Annotated in this window: 18 protein-coding genes; 7 read left to right on the top strand and 11 right to left on the bottom strand. The window is 73.0% G+C overall.

Annotation, left to right across the window (positions count from 1 at the left end; genetic code table 11):
• Window positions 1-144 precede the first annotated feature (144 nt).
• The gene (locus ABZT47_RS00550) at window positions 145-1,362 is read right to left on the bottom strand and encodes a cellulose-binding domain-containing protein (protein ID WP_354834357.1); all 1,218 of its coding nucleotides are present in this window, start codon (window positions 1,360-1,362) and stop codon (window positions 145-147) included.
• A gap of 444 nt (window positions 1,363-1,806) precedes the next feature.
• On the opposite strand from ABZT47_RS00550, the gene ABZT47_RS00545 reads away from it, so the two are divergent.
• Window positions 1,807-3,540 carry an ABC transporter ATP-binding protein gene (locus ABZT47_RS00545; protein ID WP_354834354.1) on the top strand — a complete coding sequence of 578 codons (1,734 nt, stop codon included), beginning with the start codon at window positions 1,807-1,809 and terminating at the stop codon, window positions 3,538-3,540.
• Window positions 3,541-3,572: 32 nt separating this feature from the next.
• Window positions 3,573-5,663, top strand: coding sequence for an ABC transporter ATP-binding protein (locus ABZT47_RS00540; protein WP_354834351.1), 2,091 nt, complete (start codon window positions 3,573-3,575; stop codon window positions 5,661-5,663).
• A 71-nt stretch (window positions 5,664-5,734) separates the two neighbouring features.
• On the opposite strand, the gene ABZT47_RS00535 is transcribed toward ABZT47_RS00540, so the two are convergent.
• On the bottom strand, window positions 5,735-5,941 hold the full coding sequence (locus ABZT47_RS00535) for a hypothetical protein (protein WP_354834348.1): 207 nt from the start codon (window positions 5,939-5,941) through the stop codon (window positions 5,735-5,737).
• Window positions 5,942-5,975: 34 nt separating this feature from the next.
• On the opposite strand from ABZT47_RS00535, the gene ABZT47_RS00530 reads away from it, so the two are divergent.
• Together ABZT47_RS00530 and ABZT47_RS00525 are read left to right on the top strand one after the other, a co-directional pair.
• A complete protein-coding gene (locus ABZT47_RS00530) occupies window positions 5,976-7,184 on the top strand; it encodes a transposase (RefSeq protein ID WP_354834345.1) in 1,209 nt (402 codons plus the stop codon).
• A gap of 56 nt (window positions 7,185-7,240) precedes the next feature.
• Complete coding sequence (locus tag ABZT47_RS00525; RefSeq protein ID WP_354834342.1) at window positions 7,241-9,175, top strand: hypothetical protein; 1,935 nt, start codon at window positions 7,241-7,243, stop codon at window positions 9,173-9,175.
• On the opposite strand, the gene ABZT47_RS00520 is transcribed toward ABZT47_RS00525, so the two are convergent.
• The 4 genes from ABZT47_RS00520 to ABZT47_RS00505 all read right to left on the bottom strand — a co-directional run bounded on the left by ABZT47_RS00520 (window position 9,165) and on the right by ABZT47_RS00505 (window position 16,384).
• Window positions 9,165-9,491 carry a hypothetical protein gene (locus ABZT47_RS00520; RefSeq protein ID WP_354834339.1) on the bottom strand — a complete coding sequence of 109 codons (327 nt, stop codon included), beginning with the start codon at window positions 9,489-9,491 and terminating at the stop codon, window positions 9,165-9,167. The genes ABZT47_RS00525 and ABZT47_RS00520 overlap by 11 nt on opposite strands.
• A 487-nt stretch (window positions 9,492-9,978) precedes the next feature.
• Window positions 9,979-10,560, bottom strand: coding sequence for a hypothetical protein (locus ABZT47_RS00515; protein ID WP_354834336.1), 582 nt, complete (start codon window positions 10,558-10,560; stop codon window positions 9,979-9,981).
• Between the two features lie 326 nt (window positions 10,561-10,886).
• Window positions 10,887-12,215: a M1 family metallopeptidase gene (locus ABZT47_RS00510; protein WP_354834333.1), complete on the bottom strand. Its 1,329-nt coding sequence runs from the start codon at window positions 12,213-12,215 to the stop codon at window positions 10,887-10,889.
• A 20-nt stretch (window positions 12,216-12,235) separates the two neighbouring features.
• The gene (locus tag ABZT47_RS00505) at window positions 12,236-16,384 is read right to left on the bottom strand and encodes a Pls/PosA family non-ribosomal peptide synthetase (RefSeq protein WP_354834330.1); all 4,149 of its coding nucleotides are present in this window, start codon (window positions 16,382-16,384) and stop codon (window positions 12,236-12,238) included.
• Between the two features lie 605 nt (window positions 16,385-16,989).
• Between ABZT47_RS00505 and ABZT47_RS00500 the strand changes: the two genes are divergently transcribed.
• Together ABZT47_RS00500 and ABZT47_RS00495 are read left to right on the top strand one after the other, a co-directional pair.
• Entirely contained in the window at window positions 16,990-17,769 is a 780-nt protein-coding gene (locus ABZT47_RS00500) for an ABC transporter permease subunit (RefSeq protein WP_354834327.1), read from the top strand.
• A gap of 118 nt (window positions 17,770-17,887) precedes the next feature.
• Complete coding sequence (locus ABZT47_RS00495; protein ID WP_354834324.1) at window positions 17,888-18,679, top strand: SAM-dependent methyltransferase; 792 nt, start codon at window positions 17,888-17,890, stop codon at window positions 18,677-18,679.
• Window positions 18,680-18,719: 40 nt separating this feature from the next.
• On the opposite strand, the gene ABZT47_RS00490 is transcribed toward ABZT47_RS00495, so the two are convergent.
• Complete coding sequence (locus ABZT47_RS00490) at window positions 18,720-19,568, bottom strand: NAD(P)H-binding protein (RefSeq protein WP_354834321.1); 849 nt, start codon at window positions 19,566-19,568, stop codon at window positions 18,720-18,722.
• A gap of 310 nt (window positions 19,569-19,878) precedes the next feature.
• On the opposite strand from ABZT47_RS00490, the gene ABZT47_RS00485 reads away from it, so the two are divergent.
• Window positions 19,879-20,700, top strand: a complete 822-nt coding sequence (locus tag ABZT47_RS00485) for a hypothetical protein (protein WP_354834319.1) — start codon at window positions 19,879-19,881, stop codon at window positions 20,698-20,700.
• 98 nt (window positions 20,701-20,798) lie between these two features.
• Here ABZT47_RS00485 and ABZT47_RS00480 read toward each other — a convergent pair whose 3' ends face one another.
• From ABZT47_RS00480 to ABZT47_RS00465, 4 genes are all read right to left on the bottom strand, one after another.
• Window positions 20,799-22,145, bottom strand: coding sequence for a serine hydrolase domain-containing protein (locus ABZT47_RS00480; RefSeq protein WP_354834316.1), 1,347 nt, complete (start codon window positions 22,143-22,145; stop codon window positions 20,799-20,801).
• A 130-nt stretch (window positions 22,146-22,275) separates the two neighbouring features.
• The gene (locus ABZT47_RS00475; RefSeq protein ID WP_354834313.1) at window positions 22,276-23,346 is read right to left on the bottom strand and encodes a DUF3152 domain-containing protein; all 1,071 of its coding nucleotides are present in this window, start codon (window positions 23,344-23,346) and stop codon (window positions 22,276-22,278) included.
• Between the two features lie 104 nt (window positions 23,347-23,450).
• Complete coding sequence (locus ABZT47_RS00470; RefSeq protein ID WP_354834310.1) at window positions 23,451-25,874, bottom strand: multicopper oxidase domain-containing protein; 2,424 nt, start codon at window positions 25,872-25,874, stop codon at window positions 23,451-23,453.
• Complete coding sequence (locus ABZT47_RS00465) at window positions 25,871-26,359, bottom strand: DUF6220 domain-containing protein (RefSeq protein ID WP_354834308.1); 489 nt, start codon at window positions 26,357-26,359, stop codon at window positions 25,871-25,873. Before ABZT47_RS00465 ends, ABZT47_RS00470 begins: the two co-directional genes overlap by 4 nt.
• Between the last annotated feature and the right edge of the window lie 49 nt (window positions 26,360-26,408).

The raw sequence follows: 26,408 nt of genomic DNA, 5'->3' as shown, positions 1-26,408 counted from the left end.
GGTGCCGGTCGGGTACGAGCGTGCCGGTCGGGTGTGGGGTGCGGGTCGAGTGTGAGGGTGCCGGTCGGGTACGAGCGTGCCGGTCAGGTGCGGGGTGCGGGGCAGATGTGGGGTGCCGCCGGACGTGGGTCCGGCGGTGGAAGGTCAGCCTGAGGTGCAGGGGGCGTCGTTGAGGGTGAAGGCGGTGGGGGAGGGGTTGGCGCCGGAGGAGGTGCCGTTGAATCCGATCTTCAGGGACTGGCCGGGTTTGATGGTCTTGTTCCAGGCGGTGTTGACCGCGGAGACGGCCGTGCCCGTCTGGGTCCAGGTGGCCGACCAGCCCGAGGTCAGGTGCTGGGTGGTGAGGGGGAAGGCGAACGCCAGCCGCCATCCCGAGATCGGGGTGGCGCCGGTGTTCTTGATCGTGACGTCGGAGGTGAAGCCGGTCGCCCAGCTCTTGGCCACGTAGGTGACCGCGCACGTGCGGGGCGCGGAAGGGGTCGCCGAGGGGGTCGTGGGCGGCGTCGGGGTCGTGGGCGGGGTGGGGGAGGGCGACGGATAGGGGTTGATGTAGGTGACGGCGTTGGACGGGTTGCTCAGATTGCCTGCGTTGTCCCGCGCCACCACCTGGAAGGTGTAGGACGCCTCGCCGCCGATCGGCACCACCAGGGTGCGCGGAAGCGGGCTGTCGTCCCCGAGGCCCCACCTGGTGGAGGAACGGACGAACACCGGCCAGTGCGTCTCGGGCGTGTAACCGCTGGTCGCCCACTGCATCGCCACGTAGCCGGGTTCGGGCCCGGCGAAGACGCGCAGGTCCCAGGGCATGGGCGGCGCGGACGAGGTGGGGTACGGGCTCGGGAACGGCGGCTCGACCATGGCCCTGTTCATGACGAGAAGGCTCGGCACGCTCCTGTTGCCGGCGGCGTCGATGGCCACCACGTAGAACAGGTAGGAGCCGCCGGGCGTGAGGTACTTCACCTCGGCGGTCACCTGGGTGGTCGTGTGGGTGAAGTCCGCCTGGACGCGGCTGAAGGAGGGATACGCCGGGGAGCCGTAGGACCAGGCGTAGATGTCGTACCCGGTGACCCCGACGTTGTCGGTCGACTGCGCCCAGGTGAGGCCCGCCACCCCGCCGTTGCGGTAGACGGTCAGGGGGGTGAGCCCGGTGGGTTCGCTGGGCGGGGTGGTGTCGGCGGCGGCCGCACCGGCCCGCGCCGCGCCGGCGGCGGCGCCCACGGCGGGCACCGGTCCCGCGGCGGCGCCGGAGGCGGGCGTCAGGCCGGCGCCGAGGACGGTGGCCGTGAGGGCGGCCGTGACGGCGGCCGCGCAACCCGCGATCAGAAGGCCACGCGACGCGGTCCCACGAGGACGCGGAAAGGGCATGAGGAGCCTCTCTCGTCGAGCGGACGGACCTCCGGACGGCCCGCCCGCTGGGTGCGGGGTCAGGAGCTGGTGCTGCCGGACGCACGGGCGACGCCTGCACGCCACCGGCCGGCGGATCCAGAGCGCCCCCCGTCACACGCGCTCGCGACCGGTTCGTCGCATCGACTCCCCCGAGCGGGACGGCGACACGCGCCGCCCATCCTCGATCGTGCGCCGCGGGCGATGCCCGGTCCACCCCGCGTCTGAGCGGCCACCTTCCCTGACAGGTCAGGGGCGGGGCACTGGCGCGCGGAGCTGAAAGTTTCAGCCGGACGCGCAGGACATGCCCGGTCTTCGCGGGCGGTTTCGCCAGGCGAAAAACAGGGGAGAGTGGGTCAACTCCTCCTATAGCCTGACCCAAGTGATTACCACGGTGGGTTCTGCCGCGCTGACCGGGGCGCGGACATGTTGAGCCGGTTGTTGCGGGTCCATCTGCGGCCCTATTCGACGGCACTGGTAGCGGTGGTCGCGTTGCAGCTCGTGGGGACCATCGCGTCTCTGTACCTGCCGAGCCTGAACGCCGACATCATCGACAAGGGGGTCGCCACCGGGGACACCGGCTACATCCTCGGCACCGGTGGCTGGATGCTGACGGTGTCGCTGGTGCAGATCGCCTGCTCGATCGCGGCGGTGTACTACGGGGCCAAGGTCGCGGCCGGGTTCGGGCGCGACGTACGGGGCGCGGTCTTCCACCGCGTGGTGGGGTTCTCCACCCGCGAGGTCACCCAGTTCGGGGCGCCTTCGCTGATCACGCGCAGCACCAACGACGTGCAGCAGGTGCAGATGCTCGTCGTGATGACGTGCACCATGCTGGTCGCCGCGCCGATCATGTGCGTCGGCGGCATCATCATGGCGCTGCGGCAGGACATCGGCCTGTCCTGGTTGATGCTGGTCTGCGTCCCGGCGCTGCTCGTCTCGATCGGCCTGATCGTCTTCCGCATGGTGCCGCAGTTCCGCGCGATGCAGACCCGCATCGACGAGGTCAACCGGGTGCTCAGGGAGCAGCTGTCGGGCATCCGCGTGGTGCGGGCCTTCGTCAGGGAGCGCGAGGAGACGCGCCGGTTCGCCGACGCCAACCAGGCGCTGACCGACACCGCGCTGCGCGTCGGCCGGCTGACCGCGCTGATCTTCCCCGTCGTCATGCTCATCCTCAACGCCTCCAGCGTGGCGGTGCTGTGGTTCGGCGCGGCGCGGGTGGACAGCGGCGAGATCCAGGTCGGCGCGCTGACCGCCTTCCTCATGTACCTGATGCAGATCCTGATGTCGGTGATGATGGCCACCTTCATCTCGATCATGATCCCGCGGGCCGCCGTCTGCGCCGAGCGCATCGGCGAGGTGCTGGACACCGAGTCGTCGGTGCGCCCGCCGGACGAGCCGGTGCGCGACGCGGGCAGGCGGGCCGAGCTGGTGATGCGGGACGTGGAGTTCCGCTACCCGGGCGCGGCGGCGCCCGTGCTGTCCGGCATCTCCTTCCGCGCCGTCGCGGGGCAGACCACCGCCGTCATCGGCAGCACCGGGTCGGGCAAGACGACCCTGGTGTCGCTGGTGCCGCGGCTGTTCGACGCCACCTCCGGCACCGTGTCGGTCGACGGCGTCGACGTCCGCGACCTGGACCCGCAGTTGCTGTGGACGCGCATCGGCCTGGTGCCGCAGAAGCCGTACCTGTTCACCGGCACCGTCGCGAGCAACCTGCGGTACGGCAACCCGAACGCCACCGACGAGGAGCTGTGGGAGGCCCTGGAGGTCGCCCAGGCGCGCGACTTCGTCGAGGCGATGCCCGAGGGGCTCCAGGCGCCGATCACGCAGGGCGGCACGAACGTGTCCGGCGGACAGCGGCAGCGGCTGTCGATCGCGCGGGCGCTGGTCAGCAAGCCCGAGATCTACCTGTTCGACGACTCGTTCTCGGCTCTGGACCTGGCCACCGACGCCCGGTTGCGCGCCGCCTTGCGTCCGCGCACCGCCGAGGCCGCCGTCGTCATCGTCGGCCAGCGGGTCTCCACCATCGCCGACGCCGACCAGATCATCGTCCTGGACGACGGCGTGATCGCCGGCATCGGGACCCATGACGAACTGCTGGCCTCCTGTCCGACCTATGTCGAGATCGTGGAGTCCCAGGTGACCGCGGGGAGCGCAGTATGAGCCGGGTTCCGGCCGACCGTCAGGAGGGCGGCGTGAGCGAGCGTCCCACCGCACCGGCAGACCAGGCCACGCCCGCCGGGGGACCGGCCCAGGACGGCCAGGGGACGCAGGCCGGAGGTGGACCGGGTGCCGCGGCGGGGGGCAGGCCGCTCGCGGCTCCGGTGCGCCCGCCCGCCGGAGGCGGACCGTTCGGCAGGGGGCCCTTCGGCGGGGGAGGGATGCCCGCGGAGAAGTCGATGAACTTCGGCCCCTCCGCCCGCCGGCTGATCCGGCGGCTGGACCCCGAACGCCCCCGCATCCTGGCCGTCATCGCGCTGGCCGTGGTCAGCGTCGCGTTCGCCGTCATCGGGCCGAAGATCCTCGGCCGCGCCACCGACATCATCTTCAGCGGCGTGGTCGGCCGGCATCTTCCCGCGGGGACGACCAAGGAGCAGGCCGTCCAGGGCGTCCGTGCCTCGGGCAACGGCAACCTCGCCGACATGCTCGCGCGCATGGACCTGGTGCCCGGCCACGGCATCGACTTCGGCGCGCTCGCCACGGTGCTGACCTGGGCCCTGGTGCTGTACGTCGCGGCCTCGGTCTTCAGCTGGCTGCAGAACTACCTGCTCAACGACGCGACCCAGCGCACCATCTTCCGGCTGCGGTCCGACGTCGAAGACAAGATCAACCGGCTGCCGCTGAAGTTCTTCGACGGCCAGCCGCGCGGCGAGCTGCTCAGCCGGGTCACCAACGACATCGACAACGTGTCGCAGACCCTCCAGCAGACGTTGAGCCAGCTTCTCACCTCGCTGCTGACCGTCATCGGCGTGCTGGTGATGATGTTCGTGATCTCGCCGCTGCTCGCGGTCATCGCCCTGGTCACCATCCCGGTGTCGATGGTCGTCACCGGCCAGGTGGCCAAGCGCTCGCAGAAGCTCTTCGTCGCCCAGTGGGCGCACACCGGCACCCTCAACGCCCACATCGAGGAGGCGTTCACCGGCCACGAGCTGGTCAAGGTGTTCGGGCGCGGCCCGGAGGTCGAGGAGGTGTTCCGCGAGCGCAACGAGGACCTGTACAAGGCGAGCTTCGGCGCCCAGTTCATCTCCGGGATCATCATGCCGGTCATGATGTTCATCGGGAACCTGAACTACGTCGCCATCGCCGTCGTCGGGGCCCTGCGCGTCGCCACCGGGGCGATGAGCCTCGGCGACGTCCAGGCGTTCATCCAGTACTCCCGGCAGTTCACCCAGCCGCTGACGCAGGTCGCCTCGATGGCCAACCTGCTGCAGTCGGGGGTGGCCTCGGCGGAGCGGGTCTTCGAGCTGCTGGACGCCGAGGAGCAGGCCCCCGACCCCGCCGACGCGGCGCCGCCCGCCGACCGGCGCGGCCGGGTCGAGTTCGAGCACGTGTCGTTCCGCTACAACGCCGACCAGCCGCTCATCGAGGACCTCTCGCTGGTGGCCGAGCCCGGTCACACCATCGCGATCGTCGGCCCGACCGGCGCGGGGAAGACCACCCTGGTCAACCTCATCATGCGCTTCTACGAGTTGGACGCGGGCCGCATCACCCTGGACGGTGTCGACATCACCGCGATGCGCCGCGACGACCTGCGCTCCCAGATCGGCATGGTGCTCCAGGACACCTGGCTGTTCGGCGGCACCATCCGCGACAACATCGCCTACGGCAACCCGCGGGCCACCGAGGAGCAGATCCAGGCCGCGGCGCGGGCGACCTACGTCGACCGGTTCGTCCGCACGCTGCCCGACGGCTACGACACCGTGATCGACGAGGAGGGGAGCAACGTCAGCGCCGGCGAGAAGCAGCTGCTCACCATCGCGCGGGCGTTCCTGGCCGACCCGTCCCTGCTCATCCTGGACGAGGCGACCAGCTCGGTGGACACCCGCACCGAGGTGCTGGTGCAGCACGCGATGGCCGCGCTGCGCAGCGACCGCACCAGCTTCGTCATCGCCCACCGGCTGTCCACGATCCGCGACGCCGACCTGATCCTGGTGATGGAGGCCGGGAGCATCGTCGAGCATGGCACCCACGACGAGCTGCTCACCGCCCGCGGCGCCTACCACCGCCTGTACTCGGCGCAGTTCAGCGGCGCCCTGGTGGCAGCCGACGGCGACATGGCCGGGTGAGGCCATAACTCTTCACCGATTCCTCGGTGGCGTCGTGATTGCTACCTGAATGCGGGCCAGTGCTCCGGCGTTCACGCCGGAGGCGAAGGCCCGCGCGGGAGTGCCTGCTGAGGCGCGACCGTGCCCTGACCTTCCTGGTCTTGCTGCTTGATCCACCAGGCGTGGGGCACCAGGACGGCGAAGGGCCGGTCGTTGCGTTCGACGATGGTGTGCTCGCCGAGGTGGTGGGCGGCGTTGGCGCGGTCGCCGATATATTCACGGATCGCTCGGATTCCCATACGTTCGGTCACGGATCGATGGACAATGATGACCGTGCGGCTTCGTTACCAGTACCGGCTCTACCCGGACGCCGCCCAGCGTGAGGCGCTGGCGCGGGCGTTCGGGTGCGCGCGGGTGGTGTTCAACGACGGGCTGCGCGTACGGACCGACGCCCGCGCTCAAGGACTGCCGTACGTCTCCGACGGGGAGTTGTCCAATCGGGTCATCACCCAGGCCAAGCAGACCCCTGAACGGGCGTGGCTGGGTGAGGTCTCAGCGGTCGTCCTCCAGCAGGCGCTGGCCGATCTGAATGCCGCTTACCGCAACTTCTTCGCCTCGATCACCGGCAAGCGGAGGGGACCGAGGGTGGCCGCGCCCCGGTTCCGATCCAAGAAGGACAACCGGCAGGCCGTCCGCTTCACCAGGAACGCCCGGTTCTCGATCACGCCAGGCGGCAGGCTGCGCCTGCCGAAGATCGGGGACGTGACAGTGCGGTGGTCGCGCCCCCTGCCGTCGGACCCAGGCTCGGTCACGGTGGTCAAGGATGCGGCGGGCCGGTACTTCGCCTCCTTCGTCGTCGAGACCGGAGACGAGACCGGCGAGATGCCCTGGCCTGAGACGGCCGGCGAGGTGGGCATCGATCTGGGGTTGACGCACTTCGCGGTCACGTCCGACGGACGGAAGATCGGCAACCCTCGGTTTCTGCGCCGGGCGGCCAAGAAGCTCCGCAAGGCCCAGCAGGCCCTGTCCCGTAAGGCGAAGGGGTCGGCGAACCGGAAGAAGGCCGTTGTGAAGGTCGCCAGGGGTCATGCCCGGGTGGCCGACGCGCGCCGCGACTTCGCCCACAAGCTCTCTACGAGCATCATCCGCGACAACCAAGCGGTGCATGTGGAGAACCTGTCGGTGAAGGGCCTGGCGCGCACGAGACTGGCCAAGAGCGTCCACGACGCGGGCTGGTCGCAGTTCGTCGGGATGCTGGAGTACAAGGCCGCCCGGTACGGGCGGACCTTGGTCAAGATCGATCGATGGTTCCCGTCGTCGAAGCTGTGCTCGGCGTGCGGGGCCGTCGTCGAGTCGATGCCGCTGTCGGTCCGGTCGTGGATCTGCGCCTGTGGCGCGGCCCACGACCGGGACGTCAATGCGGCGATCAACATACTGGCCGCCGGGCGGGCGGACAGGTTAAACGCCTGTGGAGACCAGGTAAGACCACCGCTCGCGGTGGCACAGGTCGATGAAACAGGAAGCCTCAGAGGTGCCGCGTGACGCGGCATGGGCTGAACTCCCGGCCTTCAGACCGGGGAGCGCGTCAACGTTTACCGGTGGTCGCCTACACTGACGCGCGCCGGCGGCTGAGCGCCCTGTTACGGGGCGCCCGGCCAGGCGGACCGGTCGTCGTCGTCAACCTCTGCGGGCCGGTCGGCGTGGGCAAGACCCGGCTGGCGTCCGCGCTGACCGGCACACCGGCCGACTCGGCACCCAGGCCGGCACCAGGCTTCAGGCCGGCCGCCGGTCCGCCGGTGGGCGACCGGACGGCCACCGGTCTGCTGGTGGTGGATGGCGTCGATCACGACGCGCGGGCCGAGGCCGTCCGCGAGCTGCTCGCGGACCTGGCGCCGGGCACGTGCGTCCTGGTCGTCGGGCGCAGGCCGCTGGTGTCCCGGCCCGGCTGGGCCGACCGGCCCGTAGAGACGGTGCCGCTGTCCCCGTGGAGCCGGGCGGCCATGCGAAGGCTGGCGCGCTCGCGCGGCGTGCGCGACCCTGCCCGGCTCGACCTGGTCGCCGACCTGTCCGGTGGCATCCCCCTCATCGCCGACCGTCTGCTGTGCGCCCTCGCCGTTCGGACGGAGCCCTGCCCGCCGAGCCCCAGTCCGCCTAGCCCCTGCCCGACCAGCGGATCCACCGGCGACATCGCCGGGATGGACACGCTGGGCGGGCTCGCGGACGTCGTGGCGGGGGAGCTGCTGCGGCGGCTCGCCGTCGAGACCGCCGGCCCGCCGCCCGGCGCGCTGCCGGTCGTGGCCACCGTGGGCGGTGCGGACGCCGACCTGCTGGCCGCGCTCGTGCAGGGGACACCCGCCGACTTCGACCGGCTCAGCGCCTTGAGCGTCGTACGGCCGGAGGCGCACGGGCTGGTCGTGGTCGAGCCCTTCCGCACGATCTTCGAGCTGGCCTACCGGTGGCGGCACCCGGTCACGGCCCGCACGCTTCTGGACAAGGGCTCCGCGCACCGGCGGCGTCAGATCACCCGCACCGGTGACCCGGGCGTGCGCGCCAAACTGGCCGACCAGGTGCTGCACATGTCCGCCCATCCCCAGGTCCGCCCGATCTTCTTCCCGCCCGTGCCGGGGCCGCTGCGCGTCAGGGCGGCGGAGGCGGCGGACGAGGACGACATCGTCCGGCTGACCCGCCAGTGGGCCGGCATGGAGGCGCTCGACCCGCGCCGCGCCGACCGGATGCTGGAGCTGTGGATGACCACCCCCGGCAGCCTGTTCGACCTGGTCGTCGACGGCGACGACCGGCCCTTGGGCATGACGAACATGACGGGCATCGGCGCCGGGGCCGCGCCGCTGCTGGAGGCGCTGCTCCAGCAGCACGCGCCGCCGCCGGCCCCCTCGCCCGGCGGCGACGACTCCGCCGGCGTCGTCCTGGGGATGCTGGTCACCGCGCCCCGCCGCCCGGCGGCGCGCGCCGTCATGCTGCGGCACATCCTGGCCACCGCCATGGCGAGCGGCAGGGTGGTCGTCTCCACGCCGTGGGCGCCGTACCAGCGGCTGTCCGAGCGCATGGGCCTGGTCCGGATGGGGGAGACCCGCGACGACCTGTTCCGCTGCGGACGCAGGAGCGGCGTCTTCGCGCGCACGTTCACCCCGCGCAACCTGCCCGGCTGGCTGCGGCAGCTCGAACGGGGCGCCGTCCCCGCCGAGGACGACGCGCTGGCGGAGGCGGTGCGCGCCGCCCTCGCCCGGCTGGGCGACCCGCGCCGGCCGGCCGAGGGCCCGCCGGCCGCGATGCCCGGGCTGGGGTCACCCGAGGCGATCGCGGCCTTCGTCCGACGGCAGGTGGAGGCGCTGGCGAACTCCGGCTCACCCGTGGACCAGGAGGCCGGGCGTGTGCTCAGCCTGTACTACCTTCGTGGCGGCATCGCGCACGAGGCGGCCGCCCACCGCCTGCACCTGAGCAGGGCGACCTACTTCCGCCGCCTGGACCACGGCGTCCGCCGCCTGACCGAGGCCCTGCGCGCCGCTACGCGTTGACCAGCGTGGAGGGGCCGAGCTCGGTGTTGTGCGGGCACCGCGCCAGCGACGTGTCGCGCCCCGGGCCATAAGCCATGGTGCCGTTGACGTACACGACGGTGCCGCGGGGCGTCTCGCACGCGACCCGCAGATACCAGCCGGTCGGGGTCGGGTTGTTGCAGGTGGCCGAGACCTGCGGGATGGAGAGGTTGTAGCCGTAGACGCAGCTCGCCGGGTCGACGGCGGCAGCCGCCGGTGCGGCCGTGGTCGCGACGACGGCCGCGGCGCCGATCAGGGCGGCGGCCGCCCCGTTGCTGATCCCTCGGACGATGGACACGATGACCTCCTTCGTGGGCTTGTGCCGGGAACCTAACAGCCGGCGCCGCCGGTGAAGTCTCACAACCGTCTCAAGCCCTCGCCGCCCTCGCCGGGCATCGGTCAAGCTGTCCTCGGCGTCGTGATCGCATGACCGAGCCGCCCTGATGCGCTTCCACGAACGTGCACCGGCTCAGGCGCCGTAGCAGGCGCCGGCATCGCCGTACCACGACCCGCCGACCCGGCGCCCATCACGTCCAGCACATGGCGGGAGTGGGGAGCCGCTGTCGGTGGACGTGTGTGCTCACCGCACTGGTGTGCCGTGCCGGATGTTCACCCGCACGCCGGGCCGCAGGCGTTCAGCACATGGCGGGAGTGGGGAGGCGCTGTCGGGGGACGTGTGTGCTCACCGCACTGGTGTGCCGTGCCGGATGTCCATCCTCACCACAGGGCCGCGGGCGACAGGGTGCTGAGTAAGCGGGTCGCGGAGATGACGACGCGCGCCGCGGTCAGCCGCGGGCCTGGGTGGTCTCCAGGCGGCGGATGATCGGGGTGAGCAGGGCGTTGAGCTCTCTGACCAGGGTGGTGACCGCGAGCGCGGCGGTGGAGGACAGGGTGTCGCTCGGACCGTCGGGGGCGGGCGGCAGGGCGTCCAGCGGCAGGGGCGCGTCGATCACCAGGGTGGTGCGCAGGAACGGGTTCCGGGTGAGGTCCTGGTCGCTGGGCTCGAGGTACTGGCCGAAGGTCTGCGGCCACTCGCGCCAGCCGCGGTCGTGCCACCACTCGCGCGAGGCGGTGAGCTCCGCCGGCGGCGGCGAGACGAGGAGCACGCGGGCGGTGAGCGTGCCGTCCCAGGGGTTGCGGTCGCAGGCGGCGGACAGGATGCGCCGGTGCCGCCGCACGTAGGGCGGCGAGGGGGTGATGGCCAGCCGCCAGGCGGCGCACGCGAAGGTGACCGGGGCGATGTCGCCCCACGCGCCGTCGAACGCCGCGACGTTGTGCCGTACGTGCTCGGCGTACCGGCTTGACCCCTCGGAGGCGAGTTCGCGATCGTGGCCGTGGTCGATGCGGAAGGCGTCGTGCTCGCCCATGCTTCCCTTTCCTTCGGCGCGGCTCCCGCCATCGCGGTGGTGGCTCCTGGCGAGCACTCGGGCGCCGCGTGGCTCCCAGGGGTCTTGGCGTGGCCGGGGCCCCGACAGCCAGTCAACGCCACCGTGCCGATCGACACGCGCGGTTTCACCCACAGCCGATCCAGGACTTCGTACGGCCGTTCCCAAGACCGGCCCCAGGACCGGTTACCGGTCCCCACAGACCTGCTGTCCCCGGGCCGAGCCGTTCTCAGGACGAGCCGTTTCTCAGACGTTCATCCTTCACCCGCACGGTCGTCGCCAGGCCGGGACGTTATCGGCCGCGGTGGTCAGACCGTCCGGCGGGTGAGGGAGGCCGGGAGGCGTTCGGTGTGGAGCCACTCGGCGAACAGGTCGTCCAGCGGGGTCGCGGCGTGGCGGGCCGCGAGGCGGGTGAACCGCTCGGTGGTGACGCCGCCGTGCTGGTAGGTGGCCGTCCACTCGCGCAGCAGCGCGAAGAACGCCTCGTCGCCGATCGCGCGGCGCAGCGCGTGCAGGGTGAGGGCGCCGCGCTTGTACACCCGGTCGTCGAACAGCCGGCGCGCGCCGGGGTCGGCCAGCGTGAAGTCCTGCGGGAGCGCCGCCAGCCTGCGGTGCCAGCGGGCGGCGAGCGCGTCGGCCGTCTCCTCGCCCGACGCCTGCGACCACAGCCACTCGGCGTAGGCGGCGAAGCCCTCGTGCAGCCAGATGTCGCGCCAGTCCTCCAGCGTCAGGCTGTTGCCGAACCACTGGTGGGCCAGCTCGTGGGCGATGAGGCGCTCCTCGCCGCGCCGCCCGTCCACGTGGTTCGCGCCGAAGATCGACATCCCCTGGGCCTCGACCGGGATCTCCAGGTCGTCGGCGGTGACCACGACGGTGTACCCGGCGAAGGGGTAGGGGCCGAACAGGTCGGAGAACAGGGCGATCATGGCCGGCTGGCGGGCGAAGTCGGCCCGCACCCGCGAGGCCAGCCGGGCGGGGTGGACCAGCCGCTGCGGCACCGGCCCCGGCACCTCGGCCGACTGGTACCGCCCGATCTGCACGCTCGCCAGGTAGGTGGCCATCGGCTGCGGCTGCTCGTACACCCAGGTGGTGGTGGACGCGGCCCGGCGCCGGTCGGCGAGGCGGCCGTTGGCCACCACCTCGTACGCCGACCCGGTCGTCACCGTGACGCGGTAGGTGGCCTTGTCGGCCGGGTCGTCGTTGCAGGGGAACCACGACGGCGCCCCCGTCGGCTGGCCGGCGACGATGACCCCGTCGGTGAGCCGGTCCCACCCGAGGCCGCCCCAGCGGCTGGTCAGGGGACGAGGGTCGCCCCCGTACCGCACGTCGACGGCGAACAGCGTGCCCTCGTGCAGCGGGCGGGCCGGGGTGATCCGCAGCTTGTCACCCCGGTGCGTGTAGCGCGCCGGCTCGCCGTCGACCAGCACCCCGGACACGCGCAGCGAGGACGAAAGGTCCAGGGTGAAGGCGGGAAGGGACGGCGACCGGCTCGCGAACGCCGAGATCACCGCCGACGCGCGCAACCGGCCGGCGCCGACCCGGTAGTCCAGCGACAGCTCGTAGTGCTCGACCCAGTAGCCCTCGTTGCCCCGCTCGGGAAAGTAGGGACGGCGGGAGACGCCTGGTGCCACGCTCACGTTCTGTCATGCCTTCCGGGTCAACGCGACGGCGGACGGGACCACGGCGTGATCGGGTTCCCGAACCAGCGGGCGCGCGCGGGCACCGTCTCGCCGCGCATCACCAGGGACGCCGGTCCGACCGTGGTGTCCTGCCCGATCGTCGCCGCGGGGAGGACCACGCCGTGCGGCCCGAGCGTCGCCCCGTGCCGCAGCACGACCTTATCGATGCTCATCACGCGGTCGTGGAACAGGTGGGTCTGCAGCACGCATCCGCGGTTGACGCTCGCCCCGTCGCCGACCTCGACCAGGTCGGCCTCGGGCAGCCAGTAGGTCTCGCACCACACCCCGCGGCCGACGCGCGCGCCCAGCGAGCGCAGCCACAGGGCCAGCGGGGCGGTGCCGAGCCACGCCTCGGCGAACCACGGGGCGGCGAGCACCTCCACGAAGTTGTCGGCCAGCTCGTTGCGCCACACGAACGAGCTCCACAGCGGACGGTTGCCCGCCGCGATCCTGCCGACGATCGCCCACTTGGCCGCGGTGGCGGTCGCGGCGGCCACGGCCCCCGCGCCCGCCAGCACCACGCCGACCAGCCCCGCCGCGACCGCGAAGCCGTAGGAGCCGGCGAGGAACTCCAGCGTCGCGGCGACCAGCACGGCGAGCGCGACCGTGCCCATGGCGGGGACGACGCGGCAGACCTCCACGAACGCCCGCGCGGCCTTCAGCCGGCGCGGCGGGTCGTAGGTGCGGCTCCGGTCGCCGGACTCGGCCGTCCTGCGCAGCTCGATCGGGGGCATGCCCAGGTAGGACGAACCCGCCTTGGCCTTCTTCGGCGTGGCCGACAGCACGCCGACCAGCCCGTCCTTGGGCACCTTGCGCCCCGGGGCGGTCATGCCGCTGTTGCCGAGGAAGGCCCGCTTGCCGATGCGCACCTGGTCCACCCGCAGGCTGCCGTTGACCAGCTCGTACGGGGCCACCATCGTGTCGTCGGCGAGGAAGGCCCCGTCGCCGACGGTGGTCATCGTGGGCAGCGCCAGCACCGTGGACAGCTCGACGTCCCGGCCGACCTTCATGCCGAGCGCGCGCAGCCACGCGGGGGTGAGGATGCTGGCGTACAGGGGGAACAGCCAGACGCGGGCCGCCGCCATGAGCCGGCCGGTCGCCCACGCCTGCCACGCCTGGCGGCTGTGCACGGGGTGCCGTCCCGGGCGCAGGCCGGCGCCGAGCAGCCGCACGCAGACCAGGACGATCAGCGCGAAGGCCGCCAGCGCGGTCACCGTGGCGGGCGCGACGCCGTAGAGGGCGGCAGGCAGCGCCTCGCCGAGCGTGGCCACGTCGCCGGCGAAGACGTCCAGCACGATCAGCCCGCACAGGGCGGCCACGACCGGGATCAGGCTCAGCGCCATCGCCGACAGGCCGTACATCGCCTCCCAGCGCCGGGAGCGCGGAGGCCGCTCCGACGGCGGGAACCGGCGCGCCTTGCCCTGCCGGCTCGCGGGCGCACCCGCCCAGCGCTCGCCGGACGGGACGGCGCCCTCGACGACGGCGCCCGGCGCGACCTGCGCGTTCTTGCCGACGCGGGCCCCGGGGAGCAGCGTCGCCCTGGCGCCGATCGTGGCGGCGGCGCCGACGCGGATCTCACCGACGCGCAGCAGGTCGCCGTCCATCCAGTACCCGTGCAGGTCGACCTCAGGCTCGATCGCCGCGTTCCTGCCGACCTTGAGCATCCCGGTCACCGGGGGCAGCGCGTGCAGGTCCACGTCCTCGCCGACCTGCGCGCCGAGCGCCCGCGCGTACCGGGCATTCCACGGGGCGCCGGACAGCCGGCCCACCCCGATCTGCGCGGCGAACCGCTCGGCGAACCACAGCCGCAGGTGCGTGCCGCCGCCGCGCGGGTAGGCGCCCGGCTTCAGGCCGCGCAGCAGCACCCGGGCCACCGCGGCGGCCACGCCGATGCGTCCCCAGGGGGAGACGAACAGCAGCCAGCCCGCCAGCACCCACCACCACGAGACGGTGGGGGTCCAGGGAAGGGCCACGATGTTGTTCAGCGTGGCCAGGCCGACGATCCACGGCATGCCGCCGATGGTGAGCAGCGGAATCATGAGCGCCGTCTGCGCGAGCGCGGAACGCCGCGGCACCGGCGTCACGGGACGCTGCGTGTTCTCGGCGCGGGGGGCCGCCATCGCGGCCAGGCGGGCGGCGAGCCCACCCAGCGTGGGGTGCTCGTACACGTCGGCGACCGCCGCCGCGGGGTGGCGGGCGCGCAGCTCGGAGACCAGCAGCGCGACGGCCAGGCTCGTGCCGCCCAGCACGAAGAAGTCGTCGTCGCGGTCGGCGGCGTCCACGCCCAGGATGCCGGCCCACCGTTCGGCCACCCACCGCTCGTCGTCCGACAGCTCCGCGGCCGCGCCCGCCGCGCCCGGATCGGCGCCGGGGGTCGCGCCGCCGGGCAGCGGCCACGGCAGGGCGTCGCGGTCGATCTTCCCGGAGGTGCGGGTCGGCAGGTCGGCCACGAGCGCGATGCGCGGGACCAGGGCGGCCGGCAGCGCCCCGGCCAGCCGGTCGCGGGCGGCCTCGGCGTCGAAGTCCTCGGCGGCGACGACGTACCCGACCAGAAGCTGGTGCCCCGAGCCGGTCGCGCGGACCGCGGCGGCCGCGCCGCGCACGCCCGGGAGGGACTGGAGCGCGGCGTCCACCTCGCCCAGCTCGATGCGCCGGCCGCCGAGCTTGACCTGCTCGTCCGCCCGGCCGACGAAGACCAGGCCCCGCGGCTCGGCCGTCACCAGGTCGCCGCTGCGGTAGGCGCGCGCCCAGCCGAGGGAAGGCAGCGGGGCGTACTTCTCGGCGTCCTTGGCGGTGTCCAGGTAGCGGGCCAGGCCGGCGCCGCCGATGACGAGCTGGCCGGTCTCGCCCATGGCCACGGGTTCGCCCGCGTCGTCCACGACCGCGAGGTCCCAGCCGGCGAGCGGCAGGCCGATGCGCACCTTGCCCCGCCCGGTCAGCGGCGCGGCGCACGCCACGACGGTGGCCTCGGTGGGGCCGTAGGTGTTCCACACCTCGCGCCCGGGAACGGCCAGCCGCTCGGCCAGCTCGGGCGGGCACGCCTCGCCGCCGAAGATCAGCAGGCGGACGTCGTCGAGGGTCTCGACCGGCCACAGCGCCGCCAGGGTCGGCACCGTCGAGACGACCGTGATGCCCTTGTCGGCGAGCCAGGGGCCGAGGTCCATGCCGGTGCGCACGAGCGCGCGGGGCGCGGGCACCAGGCAGGCGCCGTGCCGCCACGCCAGCCACATCTCCTCGCAGGAGGCGTCGAAGGCCACGGAAAGGCCCGCGAGTACCCGGTCGCCCGGGCCGATCGGCTCGTCGGCGAGGAACAGTCGCGCCTCGGCGTCGACGAACGCCGCCGCGCTGCGGTGGGTCACCGCCACGCCCTTCGGCCTGCCCGTGGAGCCCGAGGTGAAGATGATCCAGGCGTCGTCCTCCGGCCCGGGACCGGACCGCTCCGGGGCGCCGGTCGTCTCGGGACCGGGCCGCTCCGGCGTGCCGTCCGGCTCGGGGTGAGGGCGGGGGTCTGTGTCCGAGGGGACGGTGTGGCGAGGGCCGTCCGTGCTCGCGGGGAGGGGACGGCGAGCGTCGTCCGTGCTCGCGGGCGTCGTACGGGTGATCGCGCGGCCTTCGCCGATGACGGCGTGGACGCCCGCCTCGGTGAAGACCAGTTCGGCGCGCTCGTCGGGGTCGTCCGCGTCGACGGGCACGTAGGCCGCGCCGGCGGCGAGCACGGCGAGGATCGCGACGTAGAGGTCGGCGGTGCCGGACGGGACGCGCACGCCCACGCGGTCGCCGGTGCGCACACCGGCCCGGCGCAGCTCGCCCGCCAGGGACTCCACCTCGGCGCTCAGGGCCTGGTAGTCCAGGCGGGTGCGGCCGTCGTCGAGCGCGGGGGAGCGGGGGTGGCGCCGGGTCGTCTCGGCCAGGACGTCGACCAGCGTCCGCGGCGGCGCGGCGGCCGCTCCGGCCAGGAAGACGGCCGGCTCGGAGGTGGTCCCGGGCAGGGAGCCGGCGGGGGTGGGGGACTTGCGCGGTGTCAGGGGGGCGTGGTGGACGGCTCTGGTCGCGGGCGTCCGCGAGGCGGCCGGCGTCGGGGTTCGCCGCGCGAGCGGCTGCTCGGCTTCCACCGGTGAGGAGGGCAAGAAGGCTCCTGGTGAGTGCCCGGACGGTTCGCCCGGGTCTTCGTCAGGGGCGGCGGGGGAACGACGGTCTGGTCGACCACCCTGCTGCGGTTCTTCGGCTCCGAACCGGCCCTACTGACGCCATGGACATCGCCTGATCTTAACTTCCGCCACCATTCCGCCTATTCCCGTCCATCTGATGGACACCCCGAGGACACCTTGATCGCCGTCGCCGTCGCCGTCGCCGTCGCCGTCGCCGTCGCCGTCGCCGTTGACCCGGCACGGGGACGGGAGCGACGAGGGCGAGGACAAGGGCGGATCAGCCCGGAGGAGGACGGCCTGGAGGGTGAGACCCGTGTGGGAGTTCGGACGCAGGGCCGATGCGCCGCCGCTTCGGCTGCGGGAGCGTTGACACGTCCCCGAACACCCGCTCACCGGCGCCCGTCCCGTCGAACGCTCGCCCACGGTCGGCGTCCACGCGCCGGGCGCACCGCGTCCTCGCGCCCGCTCGTGTCAGCGCCGCCTTGTCAGCGCCGCCTTGTCAGCGCCGGCCCGGCCGGCGTGCGCGGTGGGGGGAGCGCACCATCGGCGTCCGTGCTGTCGGCGCCACGCACCGGAGGTAGTCCATGATCGACGTTCTGGCCGCGGAGTGGCACAAGCTCCGTTCGGTCCGCTCCACCTACTACGCCCTGGGCGTCGCCCTGGCCGGCCTGCTGGCCGGCGCGGCCATCGCCTGGTCGGCGGCGGCCGCGTTCGACGGCACCTCGCCCGAAGGGCGGCTGCGCTCCTCGGTCTCCTACATCGAGGAGGTCCTGGTGATCATCCCTCAGCTGTGCCTGGGCATCCTCGGCGTGCTGTCGATCACCTCGGAGCACACCACCGGGACGATCAGAGCGACCATGATGGCGGTGCCCCGGCGCTGGCCGGTCGTCGCGGGCAAGGCCGCCCTGCTCGCCGGGCTGGCCGCCGTCACCGGGCCGCTGGTGGTGTTCGGGACCTACTTCGCCTGCCGGTCGCTCATCGGGGGCCGGTTCAACGGCGTGTACCTCACCCCCTTGGCCCACCGGCTGCCGGTCCTGATCGTCACCGGCCTGTCGGTGGTGGTGTTCGCCCTGGTGGGGCTAGGACTGGCGACTGTACTGCGGTCCACGGCCGGGTCGATCGTCATCCTGATCGGGCTGGTGTACGTGATCCCGATCGTGGCGATCAACCTGCCGGCGCCGTGGGACGCGCGGCTCGGGTCGGTCCTGCTGACGAACCTGCCCCGCGAGATCACCGGCACCCTCGACGCGAACACGGTGTTCGACACGCTGCTGCCCCCGGTCGCGGCGGCGGCCGTGATGCTCGCCTACGCTCTGCTTCCGCTCGCCGCGGGCGCCCTGCTCGTGCGCCGCAGGGACCTGTGAACGGCGAATGGGCCCTCGCCATTGAGCATCGGGATGGCGGCTGTTAACGTCGGGCCCCGAATAACGTGAACGGACGGCGAGAACCGCCGCATGACACCCGGCCCCCGACGGAGTGGTAATGGATTCCGCGCCACTAAACGCAGCATTCGACCCGATAACCCCAAATGTCGGGCGAATGTATGACTATTACCTGGGCGGCAAGGACAATTACGCCTCCGACCGGGAAGCGGCCGAGCGGGTCATCGGCGTGTTCCCCCGCACGCGCGAGCTCGCCGTCGCCAACCGTCGCTTCCTGCGGCGCGCGGTCGAGTACGCCGCCGCCGAGGCGGGCATCGGCCAGTTCCTCGACATCGGCTCCGGGCTGCCCACACAGGAGAACGTCCACGAGGTGGCGCAGCGCGTCCTGCCCGCCGCGCGCGTCGCCTATGTCGACCTCGAGCCCATCGTCCTGTCGCACGGCCAGGCCCTGCTCGCCACCGACGAGCAGACCATCATGGTCGCCGGCGACCTGCGCCGGCCGGAGAAGATCGTCGCCGACCCGGTGCTGCGGGAGCACCTCGACTTCGACCGGCCCATGGCCGTCCTGCTCGTCTTCGTGCTGCACTTCATCAGGGACGAGGAGGACCCGCGCGGCATCGTCCGCGCTCTGATGGACGCCGTGGTCCCCGGCTCGGTGCTGGTCCTGTCGCACGCCGAGGCCGACCGGCGGCTGATGCCCGGCACGTCGGTGTACGACAGGGCCAGCTCGCCCGCGGTGCTGCGCTCCCGCGAGGAGATCGAGGCGTTCTTCGATGGCCTGGAGCTCGTGGAGCCGGGGGTGACGCGCCTGGGCTCGTGGCGGCCCGACTCCCCGCTCTACCGGGGGGACGACGACCTGCCCGCCTTCTGCGGCGTCGCCCACCGGCGCTGACCCCCTCCACGCCCCACGCGGGGTCACGCCCCACGCGGGGTCAGCGGAAGTCGTCCGCGTGGTCGCGGGCCCAGGTTCCGAAGTCGGTGGCCGGGGTGCCGGTGATCTCCTCGACGGTCGTGGTGACCGTTTCCGGGGCGGTGACCATCGCGGCGTGTCCGTCCAGGATGTCGCGGGCCAGCGAGGCCGGCATGCCCTGGGCCACCATCGCCCGCTGCGCGACCTCGGGGGACATCTCCTCCCATCGCACCGGACGGCCGATGGCCTCGCCGATGAGGGTGACCTGCTCGACCTGTGTGAGCGTCCGCGGCCCGGTGAGCTCGTACGCGGCGCCGCCGTGCCCAGGGGCCGACAGCGCCCGCACACCGACGGTCGCGATGTCGCGCTCGTGGATGAGCGGCCTGCGAGCGGCGCCGTGCACCCACCGGACGGTCCCGGTCTCCCGGATCTGCGGCGCCCACATGAGGGTGTTGGCCGCGAAGCCGCTGGGGCGCAGGAAGGTCCACTCCATCCCCGACCGCTCGATCAGGCTTTCCAGGCGGGCGTGCGAGCCGAGGATCGTCCCGTCCGACTCCTCCCGCCGGGGTGGCACTCCCCGTGCGGACACATAGACGACGCGGCGGACGCGCGCGGCGATCGCCTCGACGGCGGCCGGGGCGGCGTGGTCGGCGGACAGGGTGGGCCAGACCAGGAACACCGCTTCGACGCCGTCCAGGGCCGCTTCCAGCGTCTCGGGTTTCGCCAGGTCGCCCTGGACGACCTCGACGGCGTCCGGCAGGCGGGCGGCCGCCGGGTCGCGGGCGAGGGCCCGTGTCTCGGCGCCCGCCGCCAGCAGGGCCGACACGGCGTGCCCTCCGACGCGACCGGTGGCCCCGGTGACCAGAATCATGAGTTCTCCCTTGTCAGAGGTGCGGGGCGACCATCGTGAAACATCAAGCGCGGTTGAGGTCAACACCCCGGCGGCCGGCACCGACCTGAATTACCGGATATGTCGCAATTAGGGATGGCGTCGGGCGCTAATACCCGGAATCGATTCCCGGCGCCCATTAACCGCGCCACGAGCCGTGCACGAACGTTAAAATGACGCCAACGGGGATTGTCGGCTGCGGGGCCACGGCTCTGCCGCTGACGGGGGGCGGCGATTTCGCCGAGAGGGGGCTTACTTCACGATGGGCGCCTGGTGGATCGGAAGATGGCCGGTGGTGGACCCGGACATCCCCGACGATGACAAACGACGCATCATCGGTAACAACGCCCTGGCCGACCGCCGTGTCGTCCCCTCCAGCGCCTCCGGCTGGCTCGGCATCATCGCGGGCCTGCTGCTCATCCTCATCCTCATCGCGGTGTCGCAGGAAGTGGCCCTCGACCGCATGACGTTGATCGGCGGAACGGCGACGCTGTCGATCCTGCTGGTGGGCGCCGCCGCCGTGGGCCTGCCGTGGGGCCGCTTCGCCGTGCTCAGCTCCCCCGCTCGCCTCGTGCGGCTCTACCAGGACCGTTACGTCGTCCCCGCCGACCTCGACCGGTCCGCCCGGCTGCTGCTCGACCGCGCGGGCCACGCCGTCGAGACGGTCTACGCCTCCCGCGTCAACCAGATGGGCTGGCTGGACCCGGTGGCCAACGACGTCGTCCTGCCCCGGCGGCTGTGGGAGATCGCCAGAGTGCTCCGCACCCAGTCCGAGCTGCGCGCCGAGCACGCCCGGGCGACCGGGGGAGTGCTCACCCCCGAGTTGCGCGCGGTGCTCGAGCCCCAGCTCGCCGCGCTGCGGCGCTCGGCCGGCGAGGTGACCGGGCAGGTCGCGGCGCTCGAGGCGTACGCGCGCCGCGTGCAGGCGGCGGACGCGGCGCTGCACGCCGAAGACCTGCTGCGCAGCAACGACAAGTACCGCGACCTGCTGGCCCACACCGATGACCTCGAGGGCCTGCGCGACCTGGCGTCGCGTGCCCACGGACTCGGAGCGGTCCTGGCGAGCAGCGTACGCGAGGCCGTCGTCGCCGGCCGCACTCTCGCCGTGCACTGAGTCCCGGGTCGGGGGGGCGCACGCCGCCTCGCCGTGCGCCGACCGCTCCGGCCGGCCCTCTCCGCCGGGCGCGGCGGAGAGGGCCGGTGGCGGTGCCCTTAGGCTCGCGCCGGGCGCAGGGTCTCGGTGGGGAACAGGGGGATTGCGGGGGCCCTCAGCGTGGAGGGCGGGGCGGCCTGGGTTCCGCACAGGGCGACCAGCATGTGCCGCGCCATCGCGATGTCGATGGGATGGATCTGGACCTGGCCGTTCTCGTCGATGTGCTGGTACTTCATCAGGTTGATGCCCAGCGACGCCTGGCGGCGGCCGTCGGGGCTGGACAGGGTGACCGTGCCCGCGCCGAAGACCGCTCCGTCGTGCCCCCAGAACCGGCCGCACGGCCAGTCCTGCGCGTAGATCCCCAGCCCGTAGTTGAGCAGCACGTTGCCCTGCGCGTCGGTGAACGGGACGGTGCGCTGCATCTCGGCGAGCTGCCGGGGGCCGACGAGCCGGCCGCCGAGGAGCGCGCGGTAGAAGGTGCCGAGGTCGTCCATCGTGGAGACCAGCGCGCCCGCGGTGAAGGCCCAGGACATGTCGTACACGCTGTAGTCGCGCGGCGGGTCGATCAGGCCGTACAACGCCTCGTACATCTTGGAGTGCGGTCCGGTGACGAAGGGCGTGCGCGGGAAGTAGGTGTGCCGGAGCCCTGCCCTGCCGATGACGTTGTGGGTGATGTAGGTCTCGGCCTCGACGCCGGTGAGTCTTTCCAGCAGCAGGCCGGCGATCACGTAGTTGGTGTTGGAGTACGAGGCGCGCTCGCCGGGACGTCCGGTGGGCACGCCGGCCAGGCCGAAGCGCACCAGTTCCTCGGGGGTGAACCGCTCGAACCTGTTGTCGTCGAGGCTGGCGGGGGAGTTCTGCACCAGCGACGGGAAGGCGCCGGGGATGTAGTCGGCGATGCCGCTGGTGTGGTTCAGCAGCATCCGCGTGGTCACGGCGCGCCCGAGCTCGCCGGGCACCAGGCCGGGCAGATAGCGCGCGATCGGCGCGTCGAGGTCAAGCCGGCCGCGCTCCACCTGCTGCATGAGCGCGACGGAGGTGAACGCCTTGCTGACGCTGCCGATGCGGTGCCGCATCTGGGGCGTCACGGGCCTGCCGGTGCGCACGTCGGCGACGCCGGAGGCGCCCTCCCACCGTTCCTCGCCGTCCCGGACGCTGGAGTAGATGCCGTACATCCCCGCGTCCCGCACCGCGTCGAGCGTCCCGCGCAGCGCGTCGCGGTCGAGGGCGTCCGCGGCGGGGGTGGCCCGCTGCGCCGCGGTCCGGACCACGGCGCCGCCGGTGCCGGACGCCTCGCTCTGCCGAGCCGCCGCCGGGTGCGCCGCCGCCGTCCAGGTGGCGAGCACAGTGCCGGAGACCAGCCCGGCGGCCATCAGTCTACGGAGTGACTTTCGGGCTAAATGCACCGTTTTGCTCCTTTGGTGGGCCGACATCGGTCGCCCTCCCGAGTCTGCCGACCTCCGTCGCCGGCCTCATCGTCATCGCGGACGATTTTCGTGCTCCTCCGCCCGCCAGAAGTCCCACCCGCGGCCGGTGTCAGGAGTCCCGGCCACGGCCGGGGTGGCCGGACTCGCCCGCGCGGGGCCGGTCGTCGTCGGGGGAGTTCCCCTTGGAGCGCCGATCCGAGGTGTCCCCCTTGGGGGTACGGTGCCTGCGCTCGTCGTGGTGCTTCGCGCCGCCGGAGCCGCCCTTGGAGCGTGGGAAGGGCCAGGCGTTCGGGCGGCAGCCCTGCAGGGACTTGGTCTGCTGCGTCATCACCGGCGCGAGGCCGCCGGGGGCGGGGCACTGCTGATGCGCGTGGCCGAGGGCGTGGCCGACCTCATGGTTGATCACGTACTGCCGGTAGGCGACCAGGTCGCCGTGGTATCCGGGAATCGCCGCCCCCCACCGCTTGGCGTTGATGACCGAGCGCCTGCCGTTCCAGCACGACAGCTCGCCGAACGTCTGCAGGGGACGGCACCGTACGTTGGTCAGCGCGGGGCTGGACAGCGCCACGCGGAAGCGCACCGGGCCGTGGTCGACCCGCTCGAACCGCATGCGTCCCCGGCCCCAGCTGCGCGGGTCGTTGAGCGTCCGGTGCACCATGGCGGCGAAGTCCTCGGCGTCGAACGGCAGCCCGCGCTCGACCTCGACGAGGTAGCGGACCACCTTGCCGCGGGTTCCCTCCGGCGGCTCGGCGACCCCCTTGACGACCTTGTACCGCCCCTTCGCCGAGTACGGGACCCGGACGGTCTCCGCCCGCCCCGCCGAGCCTGTGTCCGAGCGTGCGTCCGGGCCTGCGTCCGGGCCGTCGCCGGAGCCGGACGCGGTGGACGTGGGGCTGGGAGGCGGGGCCACGGCGGTCGCCGTCCCCGCCGTCCCCGCCGGCGCGCCGGGCGTCACGGCGGCCGAGGGGGCCGATGGGGGCGCGGCCGGGGCGGAGGGGGCCGCGACCGAGCCCGGAGGGCCCGCCACCGAGGCCGAGGGAGCCGCGACCGCGGCGCGAGCCGTCCTGTCCCGACCCGCGACCGCCTTCGCGTCATGGCCGGCGGCGAGCAGGAAGACGTATCCGCTGAGCAGGAAGATGGCAGTGATCGGCAACGCCATGAGCAGGGTCCCGGGCTTCAACCGACGAAGAATGCGAGGCGTGATATTTCCGGACATCGAGGGCGAAGCCTAGTACCGATCGCCTCATTGATCACCTTAGGCCACCCTGGTGGCGAACGGCCCGATCACCCGCCGTGCGCGCCGTGGAAGGGCGTGGTGACGCCCTCATAGTCCAGCATGAGCATCATGCCCTGGTCCGCGTGGCTCAGGTTGTGGCAGTGGTTCATCCACACGCCCGGATTCGAGGCGCGGAAGGCGACCTGCCACACCTCGCCCGGGCGCACGTCGAAGGTGTCCAGCCACAGCGGGGTGCCGGTCGGCGCCCGGCCGTCCCGGGCGAGGACCAGCACGCGATGGCCGTGCAGATGCCAGGGGTGGGTCTCCCGTCCCCGGTTCACCACCGTCATCCGGACCAGATCGCCATCCCGCACCTGTTGGGTCGGCACCGAGGGGAACGCGCGCCCGTTCACCGTGTGCGCGTACAGAGGGCGGCCTTCCGACACGGCGAGCCCCTGGTCGAGAACCATGGTGAAGTCCCGGTCGAACCGGCTGGAGCCGTTGTACGGAAGCGGCCCGGCCGGCGTCCCGTACCGGGTCAGGTCCAACTCGGGCCACCCCTGGGTGTCGGGTACCGCCACGGCTCCTTGCCCGCCTTGTCCTGCCTCGTCATCCACGGCCTGCGCGTTCGCACCGTTGGTGGTCCCCACGTCTCCCGCATCCGCGTTTCCCCGACCCGTGCCGGTCGTGGCGTCCGCGCCTCCCTCACCCGTGTCGGTCCTGGTGCCGTCGTTCTCCGGGGACGAGCCAGGTGCGGCGCCGGACGCGGGGGCCGTGGGGTCGGGGGTGAGGCGCAGGCCGGCCACGCGGTCGTCAACGGCGAGCGTGACCGGCGCGCCCGCCGCGAGCGTGAAGGCGAGGTCATAGCGGCCGCCCGCGGGCAGGCGCAGCCCCACCCGGTCCACCTCGCCGGGGGCGTGCAGATCCGAGCCGTCCACGGCGACCACCCTGTACCGGGCGCCCGCGAGCGTGAACCGGTGCGGAGTGTTGTCGGTGTTGACCAGTCGCAGCCGGACGGCCGTGCCGGGCGCGACGCGCCGCTCGATCGGCCGGTCGTGGTCGCCGAGCACGGTCCGGCCGGCGAAGGTGTGCACCGGAAGGGGGAGGTCGGCGCCCGGCGGCGCCGGTCCACACCGTGTCACCACCAGCGCGCCGTACAGGCCCATCTTCACCCCTTTGTCGGACACTTCGTGGGTGTGGTACCAGTACGTGCCGACCTGGAGGGCGCGGAACCGGTACACGAACTCCTGGCCGGGCCGCACGCTGTCCTGCGTCAGGCCGGGGACCCCGTCCTCGCCGGCGGGCACGTCATAGCCGTGCCAGTGCAGGGTCACCCCGGCGGAGATGTCGGCGTTGCGCAGGCGCACCTCGACCAGGTCGCCCTCGGTGGCGGTGATCGGCGGACCGGGGACGGTCCCGTTGAACGTCCACGCGGCCACCTTGCGCCCCGACGACAGGGTGACCGTGGCCGTGCGCGCCGTGAGCTCGTACCGGCGCACCGTGCCGCCCGGCGCGGGCGCGGCGGGTCCGCGCAGCGCGGTCACCGGCCGGTCGTACCCCGCGGTGCCGGCCGTGTGCGCCCCTGCCGGGTGCCCCGCGCCGAACCGCCCACCGGCCACCGGCATGGCGGCATGCCCAGCCGGCATCGGCATGGCGCCGTGCCCGCCGGGCATCGGCATGGCGCCGTGCCCGTTCGATGCCGGCATGGTGCCCGCGGAGGTGGCGGCCGGGCCACGGCCGGTGTCGACGTCGTCGGCCGGCAGGAACGCGAGCCCTCCACCGATCAGCCCGGCCACGACGGTCGCCGCCACGGCGGCCCGCGTCCCGCGGACGCGCGTGCCGGGGGCCAGCAACCGCTGGGTGGTCAGCACCGCCGCGGCCACGAGGACCACGGTGATCATCGCGGTGCTCCACGTCGCCGGGTACCCCATCAGCAACGTGACCACCGGCCCGGCCGTCGCCGCGTACCCGGCCCCGAACAGCGCCGTCACCGCCCAAGGCCTCACCAACGCCGCCGCACCCGGTACGGCGCCTCGCCCTGCCTCGGTGGCAGCTCGTGTCTCGGCCGCCGGTCCTGCTTCGGCCGCCGCTCCTGGTCCCGCCGTCGGCTCCCCGACCGCCCGCGCCCCCGTGGCGTGCGCTGCCGTCGCCGTCGACTCCACCTGGACGGCCTCCGAGACGCCGAGTCGGCTCTGACCGGCGCCCAAGGCCGCTCTGGCCAGGGATGGAGCGGCGAGCACGGCGGCGGCGGCCGTGCCCGCCGCCAGCAGCGGCAGCGTCAGCGTGAGCTTCTCCTGGACGAACCACCATCCGGCGCCGGCGAGCGCCAGGACGAGCCCGCCCCGGGCCAGCGACGCCAGCACCGCCAGGACGAACAGACCGGCGGCCACCCTGACATGGCGGGCGGCCGCCGCCGCGCCCGCGCCCAGCCACGCCACCGCGGCGAGCACCCCGGCGAGCAGGTCGAGCGCCATGAGCCCTTCAACGCTCACGAGGACCGTGCCGCGGACTCGCCGCCCAGAGAGCCGGAGGTCCGCGCCATGGGAGCGCCGTCGGCGGCCTGCGAGCCGCGCGGGGAACCGGCGAGCTTGCGGGCGTTGCGCAACACCATGCCGGCGGCTCCCATGACCGCCATGGCGTTGATCCCATGCAGGCCCATGATGGCGAGCCCGGCGGGGGTCGTGTTGTCCGCACTGTCGTTCAGCACGCGGCCGAGCACGACGATCAGAACCTGGACGATCACCAGGCCGAACGGCAGCAGGGCCGTCGCGATCTGCCGCCCAGGGGCGCGGGAAGCGGCGGCGGCGATGGTGACCAGCAGCGACAGGACCGGAATGATCATCATGCCGGTGATGCTGTGCAGCGCGAAGGAGCCGTCGTCCTGTGGTCTGGCGAACGCACCCACTGCGGCGAAGTAGAACTGTGCCAGTACGGCGATCAACAGCAGTGCGGCAAGCGCTGCGTAGATTCTGCGCATCGCGTGCTCCCTTCATGGCTCGGTCGGTAGTGACCGATGCTGTTGCACG

This window comes from Sphaerisporangium sp. NPDC005289 (genome assembly GCF_040607455.1).
GTDB classification, from domain to species: Bacteria; Actinomycetota; Actinomycetes; order Streptosporangiales; family Streptosporangiaceae; genus Sphaerisporangium; species Sphaerisporangium rhizosphaerae.
This window is presented reverse-complemented; position numbering and strand designations above follow the sequence as displayed.

What these genes read in the sequence shown, in the direction of transcription:
- ABZT47_RS00550 (WP_354834357.1), bottom strand. Translation starts at nt 1,362, where the DNA reads ATGCCCTTTCCGCGTCCTCGTGGGACCGCGTCGCGTGGCCTTCTGATC.
- ABZT47_RS00545 (WP_354834354.1), top strand. Translation starts at nt 1,807, where the DNA reads ATGTTGAGCCGGTTGTTGCGGGTCCATCTGCGGCCCTATTCGACGGCA.
- ABZT47_RS00535 (WP_354834348.1), bottom strand. Translation starts at nt 5,941, where the DNA reads ATGGGAATCCGAGCGATCCGTGAATATATCGGCGACCGCGCCAACGCC.
- ABZT47_RS00515 (WP_354834336.1), bottom strand. Translation starts at nt 10,560, where the DNA reads ATGGGCGAGCACGACGCCTTCCGCATCGACCACGGCCACGATCGCGAA.
- ABZT47_RS00500 (WP_354834327.1), top strand. Translation starts at nt 16,990, where the DNA reads ATGATCGACGTTCTGGCCGCGGAGTGGCACAAGCTCCGTTCGGTCCGC.
- ABZT47_RS00495 (WP_354834324.1), top strand. Translation starts at nt 17,888, where the DNA reads ATGGATTCCGCGCCACTAAACGCAGCATTCGACCCGATAACCCCAAAT.
- ABZT47_RS00490 (WP_354834321.1), bottom strand. Translation starts at nt 19,568, where the DNA reads ATGATTCTGGTCACCGGGGCCACCGGTCGCGTCGGAGGGCACGCCGTG.
- ABZT47_RS00465 (WP_354834308.1), bottom strand. Translation starts at nt 26,359, where the DNA reads ATGCGCAGAATCTACGCAGCGCTTGCCGCACTGCTGTTGATCGCCGTA.